15 protein-coding genes and 2 tRNA genes are annotated in these 21,783 nt (G+C 43.3%); 1 reads left to right on the forward strand and 16 read right to left on the reverse strand.

The window, feature by feature from the left end; all coding sequences use genetic code 11:
* Positions 1–132 precede the first annotated feature (132 nt).
* The 14 genes from IEE84_RS04535 to IEE84_RS04595 form a co-directional block, all read right to left on the reverse strand.
* Positions 133–1,143, reverse strand: a complete 1,011-nt coding sequence (locus tag IEE84_RS04535) for a Csu type fimbrial protein (protein WP_191115018.1) — start codon at positions 1,141–1,143, stop codon at positions 133–135.
* Entirely contained in the window at positions 1,140–3,566 is a 2,427-nt protein-coding gene (locus IEE84_RS04540; protein ID WP_224737898.1) for a fimbria/pilus outer membrane usher protein, read from the reverse strand. The genes IEE84_RS04535 and IEE84_RS04540 overlap by 4 nt, the downstream gene beginning before the upstream one ends.
* The gene (locus tag IEE84_RS04545) at positions 3,538–4,299 is read right to left on the reverse strand and encodes a fimbrial biogenesis chaperone (protein ID WP_191115020.1); all 762 of its coding nucleotides are present in this window, start codon (positions 4,297–4,299) and stop codon (positions 3,538–3,540) included. Before IEE84_RS04545 ends, IEE84_RS04540 begins: the two co-directional genes overlap by 29 nt.
* Before the next feature lie 5 nt (positions 4,300–4,304).
* Positions 4,305–4,847 (reverse strand): spore coat protein U domain-containing protein, encoded by a 543-nt coding sequence (locus tag IEE84_RS04550; protein ID WP_191115021.1) that lies wholly within the window; start codon positions 4,845–4,847, stop codon positions 4,305–4,307.
* Between the two features lie 672 nt (positions 4,848–5,519).
* Positions 5,520–5,606: transfer RNA gene (locus IEE84_RS04555), tRNA-Leu, on the reverse strand.
* A gap of 124 nt (positions 5,607–5,730) precedes the next feature.
* Positions 5,731–5,804: transfer RNA gene (locus IEE84_RS04560), tRNA-Cys, on the reverse strand.
* Positions 5,805–5,985: 181 nt separating this feature from the next.
* The gene (locus IEE84_RS13090; protein WP_211181310.1) at positions 5,986–6,120 is read right to left on the reverse strand and encodes a putative transporter small subunit; all 135 of its coding nucleotides are present in this window, start codon (positions 6,118–6,120) and stop codon (positions 5,986–5,988) included.
* Between the two features lie 84 nt (positions 6,121–6,204).
* Positions 6,205–7,854: a sodium:solute symporter family protein gene (locus IEE84_RS04565; protein WP_224737969.1), complete on the reverse strand. Its 1,650-nt coding sequence runs from the start codon at positions 7,852–7,854 to the stop codon at positions 6,205–6,207.
* Positions 7,855–8,636: 782 nt separating this feature from the next.
* Positions 8,637–9,719, reverse strand: a complete 1,083-nt coding sequence (locus tag IEE84_RS04570; protein ID WP_224737899.1) for a formate dehydrogenase accessory sulfurtransferase FdhD — start codon at positions 9,717–9,719, stop codon at positions 8,637–8,639.
* A gap of 94 nt (positions 9,720–9,813) precedes the next feature.
* On the reverse strand, positions 9,814–12,135 hold the full coding sequence (locus tag IEE84_RS04575) for an FdhF/YdeP family oxidoreductase (RefSeq protein WP_191115022.1): 2,322 nt from the start codon (positions 12,133–12,135) through the stop codon (positions 9,814–9,816).
* Between the two features lie 214 nt (positions 12,136–12,349).
* Entirely contained in the window at positions 12,350–13,144 is a 795-nt protein-coding gene (locus tag IEE84_RS04580; protein ID WP_057759272.1) for an ABC transporter ATP-binding protein, read from the reverse strand.
* Between the two features lie 64 nt (positions 13,145–13,208).
* Positions 13,209–14,108 (reverse strand): ABC transporter permease, encoded by a 900-nt coding sequence (locus IEE84_RS04585; protein WP_101204314.1) that lies wholly within the window; start codon positions 14,106–14,108, stop codon positions 13,209–13,211.
* Between the two features lie 442 nt (positions 14,109–14,550).
* Complete coding sequence (locus IEE84_RS04590) at positions 14,551–15,591, reverse strand: ABC transporter substrate-binding protein (protein ID WP_114700879.1); 1,041 nt, start codon at positions 15,589–15,591, stop codon at positions 14,551–14,553.
* A 77-nt stretch (positions 15,592–15,668) separates the two neighbouring features.
* On the reverse strand, positions 15,669–16,718 hold the full coding sequence (locus tag IEE84_RS04595) for an ABC transporter substrate-binding protein (RefSeq protein ID WP_102094939.1): 1,050 nt from the start codon (positions 16,716–16,718) through the stop codon (positions 15,669–15,671).
* 604 nt (positions 16,719–17,322) lie between these two features.
* On the opposite strand from IEE84_RS04595, the gene IEE84_RS04600 reads away from it, so the two are divergent.
* Positions 17,323–17,724, forward strand: coding sequence for a hypothetical protein (locus tag IEE84_RS04600; protein ID WP_191115023.1), 402 nt, complete (start codon positions 17,323–17,325; stop codon positions 17,722–17,724).
* Between the two features lie 96 nt (positions 17,725–17,820).
* On the opposite strand, the gene metG is transcribed toward IEE84_RS04600, so the two are convergent.
* Both metG and IEE84_RS04610 read right to left on the reverse strand, forming a co-directional pair.
* Positions 17,821–19,914: a methionine--tRNA ligase gene (metG, locus tag IEE84_RS04605; protein WP_191115024.1), complete on the reverse strand. Its 2,094-nt coding sequence runs from the start codon at positions 19,912–19,914 to the stop codon at positions 17,821–17,823.
* Between the two features lie 339 nt (positions 19,915–20,253).
* Positions 20,254–21,669, reverse strand: a complete 1,416-nt coding sequence (locus IEE84_RS04610; protein ID WP_191115025.1) for a GntP family permease — start codon at positions 21,667–21,669, stop codon at positions 20,254–20,256.
* Positions 21,670–21,783: the final 114 nt, after the last annotated feature.

Consider the following 21,783-nt stretch of genomic DNA (forward strand, 5'->3'; position numbering starts at 1 on the left):
AACACTGTAGTAGATAAGGGGGCGACAGATGTTCTTCGTCTAATCATATGCGTAAGGGAAGGTGCTTAGCATGAGTGAGTGAAGCTGTTTAGAGAATAGAGGATAAGGGGGTCAGCTTTATATAAACAGCTGCTAATAGTTTACATAAATTGTTACTGTGTCCACATATTTGGCAGGTTTAACATCAGTGTTTGGCACTTTAACATACACGGTATGCGATTGAGCAGTGCCCTTACCTTGTCCAGTGACACCGTTGGTTAACGTGTCATAAGTGTTGCCATTGTTGCCCCATACCATTCCTGAAGGGTTTGAACTCAGTTGATAAGGAAGTCCATAGTTTTCGTTATCCGTACTTATCATAACACCTGCACCGTTTTCGTCCTGGTTAGATGGGGACAAACCAATATTGTAAAGAGTACCATTGGTACAGATCATGTTAATAGCTTCGTTGTTACTGCCTATAAAGCTAGTGGTACTTGCAGGTTGACGGCCTAAGACAATGTCAGATGTTGTATTTATTTTGCAATCGTTAACGACAGTCGCTTGCACTTTAAACGGGAAGGAATTATATTCATAAATGCCTGTCTGGCAGTCATATGAAGCTGGCTTGGAAAAGTGAGATTGGTAAACCAGTGTCGTATGACTATTTTCAAAACTGCTACTATAAAGTCCCTTGGTAGCATAGGCGTTGTTAAAATTTGGTAATAATGAAACATTGATAACTACATTGCCATTGATGGTTCCGTCTTTAGGAATGAGAAACGAGTCAGGTTGGTAAAAAGAGCTACTATCATTCCCCCAGAGTGTTCCGTCCGGTAATGTCATAGTGAATGCCAGTTTAGAGCCATTCGAGTCAGTCATATAACGTGGGTTAAGAGTAGTACTGTCATAATTGCCCCCGTCAGCGCCAAGGCAAACGGAAACATACCTATCTGATTCCGTGTTATTGGTACAGCTGTAGCTTAAAGTCCCAGTAATTTTCGCATTGTTAGCAGTAGCAGGTGTAACAGTATTGCTAATGTTGATAGTATTGCTACTCATGCTCGCTGTACAAATGAGGTCAGCATGCGCACTATTGATTGAGAACCATACTATAAGGGTGAGCAATAGTAATCCGTAAGGCCATTGAACTGATTTCATCATGGTTGTACCTTGTGACAGACAAAAGGACCAATAAGAGGTATCTCATCACCTTGTTTGGAATAATCGAAACTAACAGTGCAGATATCATTAGAAGGGGTGGTTATCTCTAGTACATTATGTTTATCAAGGGTGTCGAGATATACTTCTCCGTCAAAACCAATGACGGTTGCTGGTACTGCTGCATTGCTAAGCTGACGTACTTGACTGCCAAGCGGTAGTGGCTGGTCACTGCTATCTACTAATATGACAGAGGCTGAGCGTACCGGCATGATATCAAAATTGACAAAAATACCAGCGCGCTCGGTCGGCGTCGCATTTATGTTTACTTTATCAATACGCAGGTCTGCGGGCAATTGCATAGGATCAATGCCAATCTTATTTTCTTGATAGGCATTCAGTGGTGTTACCAACAATAGACCCTTGCTATTGGTCGTGCCAATGGCGCTGTTTTGTAAAGACACAGGTATATTAGCGATGCCACTTGTAGAAACTACGGCAAAGCCGCTATTTATCTGTCGAGTAGCAAACAAGCCCCCTCCCATCGTAACCACGGCGCCTGTAGCACTTGCATAGCTTGAATAGTCACCACTGTTGCCTGCAATACCTGCTTGTATTTGACCATAGTGACCACGGTAGTTCAGCTCAGCAACGCCACTAGTGCTATCCTTGTTGTTTTTGCCAGTATTTAGGCGGTGTCTTGCTTGTGCTCGCCAGCCAATACCTCCAGTGTTCGATGCTGGCTTTGAGAGGTCAGTTGCAAACAGAGTATCGTTATCGGTGTGCTGTACACTATTACTTAGCGATATACTACGATCCAATGATAAAGAGGCACTGACATACAGGCTATTATTTTCAGCGCTGTTGATATCGTGATTGTAATTGGCGCTCAGGCTCAATTTACGACCAAAGGATTTCGACCAATAAGCGCTAGCAAACTGTGCCTTGTCTTTTTCTGATTGCGACACTTGATTGTAGCTTATACCAAAACGACCCATAGACTCTGTACTATAACCAGTTGATATCTGCTCACTTCGACTAGCAGGAGCAGAGCCGTATTGGGTGCCGACATCGCGATAATCGCCATAAGTGCCCAAAGCACTGAGGCCAAAGTTGAAGCGGCTATTGTTCCATGAGTAGTTTGCGCTGTACTGCATACCTTTCTGACCTTGGCTCTCGCTACCTGCTAACGATGCGAATAATATCCCTCCTGACTTACCTAGTAACCATGTCCCTGCTATACCCCCGTTGCTGAGACCGTTAGTCACTTCAACATGTGTCTCTGCAGTAAAGCGATCGCTAACCCCATAACGCCATGTTCCACTGGCAGCAATATCGCTACCGTAGTCAAAAGAATGAATGCCGTAGCTTTTTCGCACCGTCCCAAGCTCTACGGACCAGTCAGAGAGATCTGACTGTAATAAACGGTGGGCATCATATAGAGAGAAATTAAGTGTGGTGCTTTGTCCTAAGGCATCGGTCACTATTAGCTGAGCAGTACCTGCCCCACTGAAACTAGGTGCTGTATTGAGCTCAAATGGTCCTGCCGGTACGTCACCGTTATATTGTTTGAGACCGTTGACATAAAGCTCTACCGCTGAGGGTAGCGTGGCTGTGCCAAAAAACGAAGGTAAGGGTGTAGTTGATCTATAGGGTTGGAGGGAGAAATTAGTGCCAATTTGTAGACCCCCCAATCGCGTGGAGCGAGTCCATGATAGGGCGCTCGTCAAGATATCGCCTGCACGAACTGTTATGAGTTTATCTGGAAATGACTGACTCCAACTAGTATCCAAACGCATGCTATGCCTATCCCAATCACTGTTATTACCAGTTCCACTATTTGCACTGGTTAAGGCGGTAGAGCTGAGTACACCTAGCTTATTGAATGCGCGCAGCTCGGTGTAAGCGCTTAAGCTTTTCGTGTTGTCTTGAGTTTGAGTACCATAGATATTGTAATTGAGCAACATGCCAGAAGATGATGTAGCTTGGGGTCGTTTGTTAGTACGAGTGCTACGGATAGTAGTATCTAGATTGAGCATATCTAGAGGTGCGATAAGACTTAGTGTTTGTTGTCGAGCATCATAATCGATCTTAAGATCAGGTAAGCTATTTAGTAATATGGCTTCAGCGTTATTAGCAGGTACGACAAAACCAAGCTGCTGCAGGATGTTAGGACTTGCCCACAGTTGATCGTCACGATAGTAAAAATGGGTTAAACCTGCACTAGCACCATTTAAGGTGACGTCTAGATACAGATCTAACCCATCTTCATCGTTGTCAGCGTTGTAGCTGTCTAAATTAAGCTGGGCAAGTTCAGTGACGTGAATGTCTGTAGCAACATCATTTAGTTCTACGGCGTGACTGGCTGATACTGCCACGCACTGTAGAAAAACTGCTTTAGCGAATGGATGAGTCCATCGTGACATCTGGTATCGTCTGAGTGCCATTCATCATAACCTTGAATTTACCGCCTGCCCTCAGGGCAGAGGGCGGTATTTTCAGTGTCCAGTTCATAGTTGCACCGGGTAATACATACCCTAGCAGCCCCGGATTAATCACCGTACTATTATCCGCTGTATCTACAAAGCTCAGACTAGATAATTTGGCGTGACCATTACCAGTATTACTGACACGAAGTTTTGTCGCTTTGCCATCCGGTTGCAGATATGTACTCCACTGCAACTGTGGACTGGTGTTAGTCACCCCAACAGGCTGTACAAATACAGGGAGTGAATAGCTGAGCGCAAATTGCAAACCTGTGGTTTGGCTGCCAGATTTGTTTGGTATCTCATTGACCAAGATTCGGTAAGCATCTTCTACCGCGTCAGAACCTTGCGGCGGTGCCTTCGCACGGATGATCCGGATGAGCTGTTTTTCACCCGGTTTTAGCTCAATCATCGGTGGACTGGCCAACAGTCCCCGCGAGGGGATGAGCTGATCACCCTTCTCGTCCTGCAACCACTGATACACACGCACTTGCGCGTGTACTATATTGCTACCAGAATTACTGAGCGTCAGACCACTGGCAGTCTCACGGGCTTCTAAGCTCAAAGAGATGGGAGAGACCTGCAATCCGCTTGCTACTGCCAAACTAGGCGACAGTAGCAAGGCTGAGATAATTATAGGTCGGGCAACGCGGTATAACCAAAAATTTAACATAATTATTAGTAAGTGATAGAAGCAGTAATAACGTCTTTATAAGTATCTTCTTTAACGTCAGTGGTAGATTCTATTGTGGCATAGACGATGTGCGAAATAGATGTAGATACGCCAGCTCCTGTACCAGTCACACCGTTAGTTTCAAGATTACCCCAAGGTGTTATTGCATCCTCTATCTTAGCATTTAATTGATAGTTAATAGTATCAGTGTTATCGGTTAACACGCCCTTCATCGTACCTTTACCATCAGTACCATCTGGGTTACTAGCCGCTTTTAGGTTGATAATATAAGGTGCGTCCTTAGAACATTTTACTAAGATACCTGTACCAGATTTCTGATCAGTAATAGATGCATCTTGCAATGCAGTACCAGCGGCGATAGTTGAAAAACTAATATTGGCAGCAGTAGTGTCTATTGTACAACTAGCGTCAATTGTTGTCTCAACACCGAAAGTAGATTCGGTTGAATCAGCATTTGCACTAGAGATAGTGGCAAATCCACCAACAGTAAGTATTGTAACAGCGAGTAGCGTTTTGTTGAATTGCATGGTAAATCTCCATTGAGTATAAATCATTTAATGACGTTCTATAAAATCGCTAATATACGGATAGAAGGTATAAACTACAGTTACCTATAATTTTACACATAAAATGTAAACCTTTTATCGCCAATATAAACCGTTTGTCACTTTTGTTGGTGCATTGTAATACAGTCGTTACAAAATTGCACGATTAATGTTTGATTAATATTGGCTATTTATAAAGTAGTTAAAGCTAAGAGATTTTATAGTTTGCAAGAGAGGTACTTATGATAGGTGATAGGAGTAGAGCAAAAGAAGTGATATATTTATGTTTTTTAAGATGTAATCTTAGTATCTTCTACTATTCCTCGAATGGTATGGGAACAGTTATAAACTAGCCATTAGTATTTTAAGAATAAATATAATTGGAGGGATACAATTTAAATGCAAAAGCATTCTGAACTTTTGCGAATGCAGTTCTCGTTTAAGAAGAGTATGGAACGGTTTTTAAAAGGAGGGCAATAGTTTTTTAGACTCATGCATGTTGATAGCTCAGGGAAAACTATAAATTTTTATAGTCCACATTTTTACGATAATGAAAGTAGATAATTATGGTAAATCAGACAAAATGCCAGATACAACAAAGCCCCTGATATCAGGGGCTTTAGCTGTTCTATAAGATAGTATAGGACTATGTAATGGTACCCGGAGCCGGACTTGAACCGGCACGCTATTGCTAGCGAGGGATTTTAAATCCCTTGTGTCTACCAATTTCACCACCCGGGCAAAACTTGTTTTATCTAACATGTAAACTAGCTGATAGACCATCTAGTTACTAGATAAGTGGTCGCTATTATAATCGGTTGTGATAATAATGCAAGCCAAAATTAACGTGAAGTTAATAAATAATTGGAGGCTGGAGTCGGAATCGAACCGGCGTTAACGGAGTTGCAGTCCGCTGCATGACCACTCTGCCATCCAGCCAATCAAGGTCGCCTATATTAGCAAAAATATAGTAAATTACAAGTCCTTTTTTAATTAAAAACAGCTTATTTATTATCTTATCTATATTTAGCCCCAATTTCAGGACATTTATTCTATTAATAAGCTTTTTTAAGCCGTCAGTAACCCAGCGTTTAATGATGGTTGTTTAAAATATAGTGCGCTAAACTATATCTCTATTGTCACGTTTAGCACTTTTCACATCGCGATAAGTGGCCGTGCAAATTAATACGAGTACGCCAAGAGTAATGGCTGGCCAAATTAAGATATATAAGCCGTAGATAAAAACGTTGTCCATGATATCTCCTTATAATATTGCTAAGTAAGTAGCGATTAGCCAGATACTCCTGACTAATCATTACTCGGATAAAGCGACTTTGGTTTAAGATTTAAGTGACGATGGGATTTCCGACTTTTTATCGTAATTGCCCACACGCTGCTTAATTAAGTCGAAGTCGAAGTGTTCGTCTCCCATTAGGCTGATAATCACACAGACGACGGTACTAGCGCCATAAGCTGTTAGAGAGGCTAGTAGAACCATATATTGACGTAAGAAGCCAGTAGCGAAGATAAGCATCAACACAAGCGTAATAGCTGCGGCGACCATGCCAATCTTACGACCTAAGAACCCAAAGACCATTAGACCAATAACGACTGCTGCACCGACACTGGCCAGTATTTCAAAGAATAGGGCGGTGACACCAGTGATTGGAAGTAATTCGAAACGGGCAACGCAAAATAAGAGTAGTCCGACGATAACTGCTGAGGTAAAGGCAGTATTGGTGACGCGATTCCAAAACACACTGGCAATTACAGGGAAGACGATAGCGCCCCATAGTGCCCCAACGAACACTAGCATGACGAGAATATCAAGCTTAAAGCTCGCAAAAATTAGTCCAGCTGCTGTCGCAACAATCATCGTGCCGCGACCAATTAGCATCATTGTTTTAGGTTTAACATGGCCTTTTTTGGCGATGTTTTTACCGTAGACATCTGCCATCATAATGGTTGATAGCGCTGATAAATCTGAGTCAGCGGTTGAGGACAATGACCCAATCACTAAAATGAAGAATAAGGCGATAAAGACGGGATGCAGATAAGTACTGACCATTTGAGGGATAAGGTTGTTCATATTGCCATCGAGTGGCTCGACGCCAATCGTTACAGCCATTAGTCCAATCATCCCAAGACCAATAACGATACCAGCATAGCCGACTGTAGCAGTGATAAACGTCGCTTTAATCTTGGTTTTATCAATCGCAAATAGGCGCTGAGTGATGGTTTGGTTACCGATAGCATATGCTAATACAGCGACAAAATAAGGTGCACCTTGTTGAAAAAATGCCTCAGATGAGAAGAAGTTCTGCTGCTCTAATGTCAGGTTTGATAGTCCGCTGACCATAACCTCAGGACCACCCATGGCAAATAACACGGCGGGAATAATGACAATACCAATGGCCATTAGAGCGACCAACTGGGCGAAATCCGTAAAGACGGATGCTCGAAACCCTGATGTCAATGTGTAGCTCAGTACACCGATACCTGCGATCATTACCCCTGTTTGGAACGACAATGGCGACAGGACTGACACCAATGCTCCAGCAGCGGTAAAGTTGACCATCAAGCTAATTAAACTGCCCATAATATTGGATATGGCTAAGATTAATTGGCTTGATGAACCGTGGCGGGCATGAATCAGTTCACCTAGTGTATGACCGTCTGGCGCCAATTCACGAAAGCGCATACCGAAAGGGTAGATGAATAAAATCATCAATGCACCCCAAAAGCCATAATGTATCGGCCCTGAGACGCCGTATTTATAGCCAGAGGTGGCCGCAGCGTAAAATGAGGCGGCCCAAATCCAAGTGGCGGTCATGCTGGCTGCACCCATACCGAAGCCAACACCATGACCTGCGACCATAAACCCAGAAGTTGTCTCTTTATCTTTTTTGATTAATAAAGACAGTAAATAGGTGCCGCCATAAAATGCTAATAATAATAAAATAATCGTTAATGATGAAAATTGGAACAATGACTCAGTTTTCAAACTCAGACCTCGCAATTGTTAGTTGATGAATAAAGTTCAGTAAAAACGAAAGATACCAAACCATTAGGAATACAGCATAGCCTACACAGCCCTCATACAGAACGTATGTGGCTAATATAAATAGCGAAAATACCAACTGTAGTGGTAAGCAAATGCTAAGTGTCGCGCCCAAATCTTGATAAGACAAATAGTGTCAAATCAAAAAGACAGGGACTACTTTCGATAGGCGTCAGTTAATGGGTAAACCATCACGCTATTAATAGGCATACACAAAGGTAGCTACATGCTAAAGAAAACTCATGTGATGAGTGTCTATAGCGGAATTACGAATAAGCACTAAGCCATGATGGCATGACCCGAACTCGATTTAGACAGCCTTGTCAGCTGTAACAAGCAATAGGTAGGAAGTCTCTACTTATCTATTGCGATTGATGTATTACTAAGCGGCATTAATAAATAAAACTACATATTTGTTAAGTACCTGTAACATATTTGCGCGGTAAGAGTAACCTATTATGTCACCAACCTCAAACATTATCCGATATTTACCAGATAATTATCTAAGATGACATATAAGTGTTTAATTAAAGAAATTTAATAGGATGTTTAATAAGGTATTGAAAAATAGTGGTTTATTATGAGCAGCATCGAGTGATATATCACTATGAGCTAAATTATAAGTATGAGTAAGTAACTAAAGCTTTCATTAAAAAAATAGATGATGAGCGATAGATAGTTGCTCTTAACGAACAAGTAGCAGTAAATTTTTATATATTATCTTGTTTGGTATAGTAAGTGACTCGGTTATTACGTAAAAATCCAGCCAATCCAAGACCATAACGCTCAGCCACGCGCACTGCTGTACTGGTAGGCGCTGACATGCCAACTAGCCAAGGAATTTGACTTCGAATAGACTTTTGAACCAGTTCAATAGAAAGACGCGAGGTCATAAGCACACAGCTAACATCTGCTTTTTGGCGTAATTGCCAGCCGATGAGTTTATCAAGTGCATTATGACGGCCTACATCCTCAAATAAATATAGCTGCTGATTATGTATCGTCGCTGCAGCATGTACCGCACCTGTCAGTTGATGTGTATGCTGCGCGGCATCCACTTGTTGACGCAGTGCCAATAGGGAGTCAAGGCTTGGTGCGCTCGTTTGAATGCCAGTTATACCTGTCTGTCGGTTAGGTTCATGGTGTAAATGATCTGGTGAGTAAGCACTTAAATCAGGCAAAGCTTGCGTTAGTCCAGTAATACCGCACATACCGCAGCCTGTACGCCCTGCAAGCTGCCGTTTTTGTGCTTGGATACGTTGATGGCAGCGTTGGCTTAATACTAGTTCCACGACATAGATATCGTAATCTTGAAATTGTTCTAAGCTTTGTTCAATTGATACTGAATCAAAATCTTCGTCATTCGAATCTTGAGCAAACTGCTGATAGCTAGCTAAATCTGCAAGATGAGTCACTTCCCAGTCGAGTAACTCGTGACTGTATTGAATTAAGCCTTCGCTAAATAAAAAACCAACAGCTAAATACTCTAACTGATGAGGACTGGCCATCAGCACAGCATAATGAATTCCATTAATGATGATAGAGACCGCAGCTTCTACGGCTAAGCTGGTGCTCTGAGGCTCGATTTGAAGGTGAGAGTCATTATTAGGGCCACTACTAATTGACGGGTAATGATGCTTTTGTGCTAAGTGGCTACGAGCAAGAGGTGTCTCTGACAACCTATTATCACTAGGCAATTCAGGTACACCTCTCTTAATATTAGTTAAGTTATCTATCATAGCGGGGTCGATAAGAGCCTCACTTTGTTCAGCATTATTTTCAATGGTTATCACGGTTTATCATGGCCTAAAATTATGAGTGTGCTTATGGTCATCTAGAGGTAGAGCCAATGAAATTTTCATTCTCATTGGCTCTTCGCAGTATGATTTACGCAGGCGTAGCGATCGATGTATTTGCCTCTACGCGCTCTAAAATGATAGTGGTCGATTTGTACGCTGGGATATGAGAGTCTGGCGCATGTGTCTCTAAATCAAAGAGGTCATTGCATTCAGGATAGTAAGCGGCAACAGCGTTAGAGGCAATATCCATCTCACTTAATACCAATGGGCCTAAGACGCGTGGTTGCTCTAGGCTATCTTTAGCACGCTGGCGAGTGACCATAACACGGTCACCTTTTTGCCAACCTAAACGACTTATTTCATCAGGGTGCATGAATAGCACATCACGGCGATCCGTCTGACGATAGCGGTCTTTAAACCCAAAAATCATAGTGTTGAATTGGTCATGGCTACGGACACTGGTCAATTGCCAAACCTTTTGTGCTGTATCTGCATAGTCATCGATATCATTTGCAGCTGCCATTTGTGCAGCGACAAAAGTAATCGGATATTGTGGTACTTCAAACTGAGCTTTGCCGCTCTCGGTATTCCATACACGATGACGCGCCGCATGATACAAATGAAAGCCACGCTCAGAGGTGCGAATACGCTGATTAAATTCTTCAAATCCATTAATCGCTTGAGCGATATAGTCTCGAATAACATCGAAATCCTCACTCATTGCCAACCAAGGAATAGACGAGTCGGCGCCGAGTACATGCGTCGCGATATCCGCTACGATTTGCGCTTCAGATTTCAAAGTATCACTAACAGGTTTGAGCTTGCCCTGAGTGGGTACGATCTGACACATAGAGTCTTCGATAGTGGCAAATTGCTCACCCTTTGTGGTGACAATACGTTCGGTACGGCCTAAGCAAGGTAGGATCAAATTATTAGCACCTGGGTATAGCATAGTTTCGTTGAGCTTAGTACCGACAAATATATTAAGCTGAGTAGTGGTTAAGGCCTGCTCAATCGCGCTGGTATCAGGGGCAGCTACGGCGTAGTTACCACCCATGCCCATAAAGACTTTCAGTTTACCTGCGATAAGAGCCTTGGCACCTGTGACGACATCGTAGCCATGCTCTTGCGGCATAGGGTGCTCAAATACATGCTCTAAACTGTCTAGTAAGCTTTTGCTAGGGCGTTCATGGATACCCATAGTGCGATCGCCCTGTACGTTGGAGTGCCCACGCACTGGAGAGGCACCGGCGCCATCGATACCAATCATACCCATCAACAGGAGCAAGTTGGTAATCATCGCGACGTTGTCATCGCCTTGCACGTGCTGAGTAATGCCCATGCCCCAAGTGCAAATCGTTGCTGGGCTATCAGATACCAGCTCAGCGAGATTGATAATCTCCGCTTGAGATATACCGCATCCAAGCGTGATATCTGTCCAATTTTGCGCTGTTAACCACTGTTTTAAAGGCTCAAAACCTGACGTGTGAGTGGTAATAAAGTCATGATTGATTTTATCGTTTTCGATCAGCCATTTGGCAATACCTGTCAATAATGCAGCATCGCCACCGATTTGAATCTGAATGACCTCATCGACCATGTCATCACTTTGACCGGCTGCCATGTGAGTTGGTTTTTGTGGATTTCTGAACTTGCTTAAACCTTGTTCACGCATGGGGTTGATTGAGATGATTCGACAGCCTTGCTCATGCGCATGAGCGAGCATCTCTAGCATACGTGGATGGTTAGTCGCTGGGTTTTGCCCAAACATCAATATCAGCTTGGCCTGCTCAAAATCTTCTAGCATCACGGTCGCTTTACCAATACCTAGCTGTCTGCTTAGCATTACTGAGGTTGGCTCGTGACACATATTTGAGCAATCAGGCAGATTATTGGTCCCAAAGCAGCGAACAAACAGCTGAAATAAAAACGCTGGCTCATTGGTGACACGGCCTGAGGTGTAAAATAATGCTTCATGGGGTGAATCAAGCTGCCCCAATTGTTCAGCGATGATGCGATAAGCATTTTCCCAAGGGATAGGGACGTAGCGATCTTGCGCGGCATCATAATACATCGGCTCTGATAAGCGGCCGCTATGCTCAAGCTCGTAACCAGACCATCCTTGTAGCTCGGTGACGGTATGTCTTGCAAAAAAATCGGCATCTGCTTTATGGGTCATGGTCTCGCCGGCAATGACTTTAATACCGTTCTCACAAACATCGATGGCTTTGTGTGACTTATGGTCAGGCCAAGCACAGCCTGGGCAGTCAAATCCGCCTTGCGGCTGATTGCTTTTGAATACGCTTATACCACCGCGCAAAAATGTCTTATAGTCCATTAGCTTTTGGGTAGAGGAGATCAGCGCAGGCCAACCAGCAGCAGGGTGGGAATAAATAGGGATTTTGCGCATGACAGACCTCATAGATAGATGACAATAGCGAAGATTTGATAGACGACAACTATATAATGGACAGTGAAAAGTTCATATGATCATTAACTATAGATAACAAAAAACCTCCAAGAAAAATCAATTCTCTTGAAGGTCTTTGAAGTTGTCGAAAATGGTTATATCCGACAGGTACGAATTTATAAGTCGTAAGTTATTGGCAGTATTAGCTCAAAACTTAGCTTAAAATCAGGCTATCGTCTTCAACTTTTTCGCCACGTGTTTGCTCAAACATATCGAGTAGATCATGTACAGTCATGCCTTTGCGAATGTCACCAGCCACATCTAGCACTACTTGACCTTGGTGCAGCATAACGGTGCGTGTACCATGTGCCAATGCTTGTTGCATAGAGTGGGTAACCATCATCGTAGTCAGCTTATTGTCCGTGACAATCTTATCAGTCAATTCTAAGACAAACGCCGCAGTCTTAGGATCGAGAGCTGCAGTATGCTCATCAAGTAGCAAAATCTTAGAAGGCTGCAATGATGCCATTAGAAGACTTACTGCCTGACGTTGACCACCAGAGAGTAGACCCATACGATCGGTTAGACGATTTTCTAGACCTAATTTTAAAACGGATAGTTTTTCTCGAAACAAATCACGGTTGTTCTGGTTCAATGCAAATTTCAGACCGCGATTACCGCCGCGTTTGTAGGCCAAAGCCATATTTTCTTCAATCGTTAGCGCTTCACAAGTACCGGCCATCGGATCCTGAAAGACGCGAGCAACCCAATGCGCACGTTGATGAGCAGACTTTTTGGTCACATCAATGCCATTTAGCAAGATTGAGCCACTATCGACGCGCGTCGTACCGCTTACCGCGTTCAAAAAAGTAGATTTACCTGCGCCATTGGTACCAATGACAGTGACAAATTCACCGTCAGCAATGTTTAAGCTGATACCACGTAGGGCAGGGTTTTCGATAGGCGTGCCTGGGTTAAATGTCAACCGTAAATCGGTGGCTTGCATCATAATCATTATTCCTTATTGTCTCTTCAAGCGAAGCAAGTGTTATTAATACCTGCTTTGACTGTCATTAGGCGCGAACTTTGCGTGATAAAAACTTGGTTTTCGCTTTTGGCAATACCAAGGCTAGTACCACGAGCAATGCGGTAATCAAGTTCAAATCCTGTGGACCAAAGCCGATGCTACGTAGCGTATCGCTTGATAGTGCGACCTGAATAAACAGTTTGTACAATACCGCGCCGACAACAACGGCAAAGGTGATCAGCCAAATACGCTTGGCAGGAATGATCGTCTCACCGATGATGACCGCTGCTAGACCAATGACGATTGTACCGATACCAATGGAGATGTCCGCGCCACCCTGAGTCTGAACAAACAGCGCTCCCGCTAAGGCAATCAAACCGTTAGAAATCGCCATACCGATGATGGTCATCCACGAGGTATTGATACCTTGCGCCTGTGCCATTCTTAGGTTTGAGCCAGTAGCGCGCATCGACAGACCTGTCTCAGTGCTATAGAACCAGTTCAAAAATAACATGGCAGCTGCGACAACGACACCAATAATCAGGCAGCGCATCCAATAACCATTACCATCGGTCACCAAGGTACTAAACACTGTGGTTTCGCCAAGCAAGGGTAGGTTTGGCGCGCCCATGATGCGTAGGTTGACAGAATATAAGGCAACCATGACCAAAATACTGGCAAGCAGCTGCAATATGCCAAGTTTGACATGCAACCACGCAGTGACGATACCAGCGACTGAACCTGCTAACATCCCAAAAGCACAGGCCAACCATGGGTTGATACCAGCGATGATAGAAATACCAGCGACTGCGCCCCCTAACGGAAAACTACCGTCAGCGGTCAAATCAGGGAAGTCGAGCGTACGAAATGAGATAAGCACACCGAGTGCTACTAGGCCATAAATCAGACCACTTTCAAGCGCACCAAAAAAAGCAATTAAAGACATAAGAGATCAGTAAGTCATAACCAAGTGTCTAGCGTATGGTACTAAGATAAGTAAATGGCAATTGCCAAAATCATCTACCTGCTAAACAGCTAAGCGGTGAATTTAACAGATTAAGCAATCTGCGGTTAGGGTAAACCAAAACATATCACGATTAACAACGATCATAAGCTACCTTGGTTTGAAGCGATGGTTCAAGGCACTGTAATGTAATCAATAGACCTATCCTCTACTTAACAAGTATCAGATAAATGGCCAGACAAATACAGTACTATTAAACACGCTTGCAAAAAAAGACTCTGTTTAGACAAGAAGCCCAGCCTAATGACTCATAGCTGGGTTTCTTGTCTAATTATTAGCCGTATATCTAAGGTATACAACACAGTATTAATTCGTGTCGCTATCTTATTTATACCTGCTATTGTGAGCCAAATACAAAGGTGCGTTATTCTACCACTTCTTTAGCTTTATCGATAACCGCTTGTGGCAATGTGATGCCTTCTTCTTTAGCATGTTTTGGACTGACGTATAGATCAAGCGCTTGTGGAGTGTAAACTGGGATAGCACCTGCTTTTTCACCGTTTAAGATACGTACGACAATTTTACCAGTTTCACGGCCAAGCTCATAGTAGTTCACGCCTAAGGCAGCAACAGCACCGCGCTCAACTGAGCTAGTGTCCGAAGCAATGAGAGGAATCTTACTTTGTTTGGCGATTTGATAAAGTGACTCGTACGCTGATACCACGTTGTTGTCAGTTGAAGTATAGATCATATCGACCTTACCTTCGAGACTACGTGCTGCCATCGCAATGTCGTTACTACGCTGTGCAGGTGCTTCAAGTACATTGATACCGAGTGGTGTTAGCTTCTCTTTAAGATTTTTTAAGATAATCGTTGAGTTGACTTCACCTGGGCTATAGACATAACCGACGTTCTTTAATGATGGAATGATTTGACGCATCAAATCAATCTGTGGCTCGTACGGTAGGGCATCTGATGCGCCTGTAACGTTGGTGCCAGAACCATCTAGCTTAGGTACCAGTTTTGCGGCTACTGGGTCAGTAACTGCTGAGAATACCAATGGAATGCTGCTAGTAGAAGCGGCAACAGATTGAGCAGATGGCGTTGCGATAGCGACGATAACATCTGGCGCATCAGCGACAAATTGCTTGGCAATCTGACCAGCAGTAGCAGTGTTTCCTTGCGCGCTTTGGAAGTTAACCGTTAGGTTCTCACCGTCCTTGAAGCCTGCTTCGTTTAGCTCGTCGATGACACCTTTACGTACATCATCAAGCGCTGGATGTTCGACGATAGCGGTAATAGCAACGGTTTTCATAGCTGTCGCTGCATCACCAGTAGCGGCAGCATCCGTGGAGCCATCATCTTGCGCTGATTGGTTACAACCAGTCAAGATAGCCGTACATACACCGCCTAATAATAAAGCCTTACCGAAATTAAAACGACCAAAACGATTTTGAGACAACATGGGTCTTACTCCTAAAATAATAGTGTGTCCGTACACTATATAAATAATTGACGAGCTAATAGATAGCTTACTACTTTTTATTTGGTTTCGGCATCAATATCAACATTGATGGCGTTTTTTAGTAACTCTGCTGGCAAGCTGACACCTTGTGTTTTGGCATGCTTAGGACTGACATATAAGGTCAGATCATTCATGACTTCAGGTTTGATGGTGTTGACCGCTTCGCCATTTAACACGCGATATACCATCTTGCCAGTGGTACGACCAAAGTCATAGTCATTAACACCAAGCGCAGCAGTCGCGCCGCGTTTTACACTGAATTCATCAGACGCGATAATCGGTAACTTGAGCTCATTTGCTGCTTGAGTCATGGCCTCAAAGGCAGAAGCAACATTGTTGTCAAATGAGGTATAGATGATATCTGCGCGTCCTTGCAAGCTGCGCGTCGCCATACCGATGTCCGTTGGACGATTGGCAGGAATGTCTAATAGTGACAGACCTCGTGCTGGCAGAGCTTGTTTTAGATTTTCACGTAATGATACTGAGTTTGCCTCACCTGGGCTATAGACATAACCGATGGTCTTTAAGTCAGGTTTTATCTGCTGCAACAAATCCAACTGCGGCTCTAGTGGTAATTGGCTTGATAGTCCAGTCAAGTTGCTTTGAAAAGGCTTGCCATCTGCCGTAATGAGCTTGGCACCCAATGGATCTGATACAGCGGTGTAGATAATAGGGATAGTGGTGGTCGCGGCTACTACTGACTGCGCAGAAGGCGTTGAGATTGCTACGATCGCATCAGGATTGTCTCCTGCAAATTGCTTGGCAATCTGTCCAGCAGTCGCTGTGTTACCTTGCGCACTTTGAAAGTTAACAGTTAGGTTTTGCCCTTCGACATAGCCGTTATCTGCCAGCTCATCAATAATACCGCGGCGCATATCATCTAATGATGGATGCTCAACGATTTGAGTAATGGCAATTGATTTGGCAGGTTTGTCTGTAGCCGTGCTATTTTCAGCAGTCGCTGCGGTCTCGGTAGAGGAGTTTGAGCAGCCGATTAGTCCAAGTGTGCTAATGGCACTAAGAGCAACGCCATATAGGCTTAAGCGTAGAGTAGAAGCGATAGTCATTATTAGGTTAACTCATAGGTTATATCAATCGCGAAAACCAAGTAGATACTGCCAGACTGATTGAGCCTACTAAATTATATAGTAGTCATTTTACTCATCTGTTTGGTGTACTTTGGTTGTTTGCCATGATATTGAAGAATGCAGATTAGCCAAGTCAATGCTATGTTGATGCTGAGATAGCAGGCTAACAATTAAATAAAGTAATCGTTCCATCGATTATTATGTTCATATTATGACAGTAATGTAAGTTATCGCAATAAGAAATTAATGTGTAGCGGTCATGGTGATGGATAATAAAAAAATCATCACTTCTTTTTATCTTATTAAGACGCGTGAGGCATTGAAGCTCTTGTGTAGATCTGAATATAACAGATGCCGCTAGGGTACTTTTGTTTGCTCAAACCATATGCAAAACGCTTACATCCTAGCAACGCATCTATTACGTACTCACTTCATAATTAACGTAAGCTAATTTTCATACGAGAAACATGATAATTCTAAAGATAATCCAGTCATTTTGGTGACATTGTGCTGCCATAGTGGATGTGAAATAGACTTTACTATTTATCTAACTTTTTTGAATGACTATTTTAAGGATAGTATTATGAACACTGCTAATCTTAAATTATTAACCATCGCTGGTATCACTGCTACTTCTTTGATTGGATTGCCTGCTATGGCAAAAGATGGTCATGGAAACGGGCACGGTAATGGACATGGTAACAGCAAAGGTAACTCTGCCCATGTTAGTAAAAACTATAAGCATAGTGGCAACGCCCACCCAAGTATTAACGCTTATCGCAATGCCAGCCCGAATGCTTCGTTTAAGCGCGATCTTGATAGATACGGTTATAGAGTAGTCGGCAAGATTGATAGAAGAGATTATGACCGCTCTGTCGTTTTAGATCGTTATGATGACCGTTACGTTCGTATTCGCACGCCAGAGAATAACATTGTGACGGTGATTAATGATACGTTGCAGATTATCGATATTTTGAGTAGATAAGTATCAGGCTTGGTTTTTAGTCATTTGCTAAATCAACCATAAAAAAAGATGCCACTTAGAGCATCTTTTTTTATTTCTTAATCCTAAAAATAACCGTTAAGCCAATACATCACCAACAACACAAGCATCAGGTAAGGTAACGACGGTTAAGCCTGTCTTTGGCTCGCCAGTTGACAATACCATGCCTTCTGATACGCCAAATTTCATCTTGCGCGGGGCAAGGTTGGTCACGCAAATGACTTTCTTATTAATCAATTGCTCAGGCTCATAGAACTTACGAATACCGCTAAACACGTTGCGTGGTTTGTCTTCACCAACATCTAGCGTGAATTGTAATAGCTTATCAGCACCTTCGACATGGTTACACTCTAAAACGTGTGCGACTTTCATCTCGACTTTGGCAAAGTCTTCGATACCAATATAGTCAGTTTGCTCAGCATCCGCATTTATTGCAGGTGCTTTGTCGTTTGCGGCAGGCTTACTATTATCAATCGCAGCAGGGGCGTCTGCTTGAGTTAAGGATGCTTTAGAATCTTCTACCATTGCTTCAATATCTTTTTCTTCGATACGTTGCATCAGTGGTTTGAACTTATTGATTTTATGACCTAGTAACCACTCATTACGACTGGCAAAACTTAAATCATCAAGGTTCAAAAACTCTTTGGCATTATTAGTCAGCTCAGGTAATACTGGCGCAAGATAAACCATCAATTGACGGAAAATATTGATAGCGACCGAGCAGACGTCTTGAACCTCTTGCTCAGTACCCTCCAATTTCGCGAGTGACCATGGTTTTTTGGCATCGATATATTCGTTGGCCTTGTCCGCACACTGCATGATTAGGCGCATAGCACGCGAGAATTCACGATTCTCATAAGCAGCAGCAATCTCATCGCCCGTTTTGGTGATGTCTTCTAACAGCTCTGACTCGACGCAAACTTCTGACAGCATGCCGTCGTACTTCTTAACCAAGAACCCTGCACTACGACTGGCGATATTGACGACTTTACCAACCAAGTCAGAGTTGACCTTTTGCATAAAGTCTTCTAAATCTAAGTTGATGTCTTCAACTTTGTCAGACAGTTTGCTGGCGAAATAATAACGCAGGTATTCAGGATGTAAGTGCTCAGCATACGTCTCGGCCTTGATAAAAGTACCGCGTGACTTACTCATTTTTTCGCCATTGACCATCAAGAAGCCATGGGCAAAAACACCAGTCGGTGTACGGTATTCGCTACCAGCTAGCATGGCTGGCCAAAACAAGGCATGGAAATACACAATGTCTTTACCGATGAAGTGATAGACCTCGGTTTTGTGCTCGTTTTCTTGTGCCCAGTAGCGGTCAAAATCAAGCGCTTGGTCTGTCCCTGCACGCTTATCACATAGGTTTTTAAAGCTTGCCATGTAGCCCACTGGTGCATCTAGCCATACGTAAAAGTATTTGTCTGGCTCATCACTTGGGGTATCTGGAATTTGGAAGCCGAAGTAGGGCGCATCGCGTGAGATATCCCAGCTGGCAAGTCCTGCCTCAAACCATTCTTGAAGTTTGTTGGCGACTGATGTTTGCAAACGGTTGTCACTGCGCGTCCAGTCTTTTAAGAACTGTTCAAACTCTGGCAAATCAAAGAAATAATGCTTAGAGGTTTTGAGTACTGGCGTTGCATTAGACAGTGTCGAATGCGGGTCTTTTAGATCAGTTGCATCATAAGTGGTGCCACACACTTCACAGTTATCGCCGTACTGGTCTGGTGAATCACACTCTGGACAAGTACCTTTAACAAAGCGATCGGCTAAGAATAATTGCTTTTCAGGATCAAATAATTGCTCGACATCTTTTGTGCTGATATGACCAGCATCATTTAGACGACGATAAATCAGCTCAGAGAACTGTTTGTTTTCTTCTGAATGGGTGCTGTGGTAGTTATCAAAGTTGATAAGGAACTTTGAAAAATCCGCTTCATGTGAGGCTTTAACTGAGGCAATTTGCTCTTCTGGCGTTACGCCATTGGCCTCTGCTTTGAGCATGATTGCCGTACCGTGTGCATCATCCGCGCAGACATAGGTGACCTGATGGCCTTGCGCTTTCATCGCACGTACCCAAATGTCAGTTTGAATATATTCTACAAGATGCCCCAAATGGATATAGCCATTGGCGTAGGGCAGCGCACTGGTTACTAGAATCTCACGCACAAAATCACCTATATTTTTATATAAACGGGTTAGTTATCGAGCATCTCAAGCGGTTCACCGCTCTTTGATGCGACATCGTTAATGCTAAAAACTTCTAAAAATAATAAAAATTCAAAAAGTGTGCCTATGATACCGTAAATCAAATAAATTTGTGATATTCCTTGGTAATTACTTCTCATTTGGCAGGCATTTAGTAACCATAAACAATAGCCTTGCATCGCATTTGGTAGTTATAGAATGGTTATCAATCAACCATAAAAAAACCCACCAAGCAGTATGCCAAGTGGGTTTTTGTTTATGTATTACTAGCTCAGGTATTAGTAGCAAATCCCGATCAATTTAGAATGAACCGAACATCGTACCTAAAATAATAACAGCGACCACAGCGACCAATGGAATGACCATTGTAACCATCGCCAAGTTCAAATAAGACTGCTTATGGGTCAGACCACAAATCGCTAGCAAGGTGATGACAGCGCCACTGTGCGGAAGTGTATCTAGACCACCTGCCGCCATGACGGCTACGCGATGCATCAACTCAGGGTCGATACCGGCATTGACTGCCATTCTTAGATAATCTTCACCCAATGTCGACAGCGCAATACTCAAACCGCCAGACGATGAACCTGTGATACCAGCGAGCGTAGTCATAGCGACCGCTTCTGAGATCAGAGGGTTGTCAGGGTTTAAGTTCAGGATGCTATCACGAATGATAAGGAAGCCTGCTAGTGACGCGATAACCGCTCCGTAACCCACTTCTGATGCAGTATTAAAAATCGGCAACATAGAATCATAAGTACCACGGTTAATGGTTTTTTGTAGATTATTCCAATGTCCGATACGGAGCAAAATTAACACCACACAAGCCACGACCAACGAGATAATAATTGACCATAACCCAAGTGAGCCTGCGACATTTAAGTCTGGGAACTGAGTTTGTAAACTACTGAAATCTATCGACGGGAATACGATATAGGTCAATATAGCGTTTAAACCAATGACTAGTACGAGTGGGATCATCGCAATGGTAAAAGAAGTATGGTGAGTGTTTAACACCTCAGCTTCTTTTGCCGTTGCGCCAACACCGCCTACATCTTCTTCGTCATGCTGACCATAACCTTCGCCCGCTGCATTGGCTTTTCTGGCGCGTGACTGAAGCCACATCCAACCACAAACAAACATGATCGTACCACCGATGATGCCCAAAATAGGCGCGGCAAATACATTGGTGTTGTAATAAGGAATTGGAATAGCGTTCTGGATAGCTGGCGTGCCTGGCAGTGCAGTCATCGTAAACGTAAATGACCCTAAAGCAATCGCTGCTGGAATCAAACGTTTTGGAATATCTGCTGCTCTAAACAAGTCTTTGGCGATTGGATAGATAGCAAAAGCCACAACGAACAACGATACGCCGCCATAGGTCAAAATAGCACAGACCAAAATTACCGCAAGAATGGCTTTGCTAGCACCGAGCTTTTCGACGACCGTATTGGCAATGGCGGTTGCTGCGCCAGAGTCTGCCATTAGGCGGCCAAATAGTGCGCCTAGCAAGAATATCGGGAAGAATTTGAGTAAGAATCCACTCAACGCGCCCATAAAGACATCGGTATAAGCGGGAATGGTGCTTAAGAAGTCACCTGACAGTAAGACTGCTAATGTCGCCATAATCGGTGCTAGGATCAGCACAGAATAACCGCGATAAGCAAAGAACATGAGTAATAATAGGGTAATGACAATAGCAAGTGTACTAAACATGACGGCCCTCCTTGGCAAAAAATAAGGCAGCGAGTATGCCGTGCCTGTCGATATAGGTCAATAAAATTAATCAAAATAAGCCTATGTCGTCTGTTTTATCAAACATAAATCTAG

The sequence above is a fragment of the Psychrobacter sp. 28M-43 genome (genome assembly GCF_014770435.1).
Classification (GTDB): domain Bacteria; phylum Pseudomonadota; class Gammaproteobacteria; order Pseudomonadales; family Moraxellaceae; genus Psychrobacter.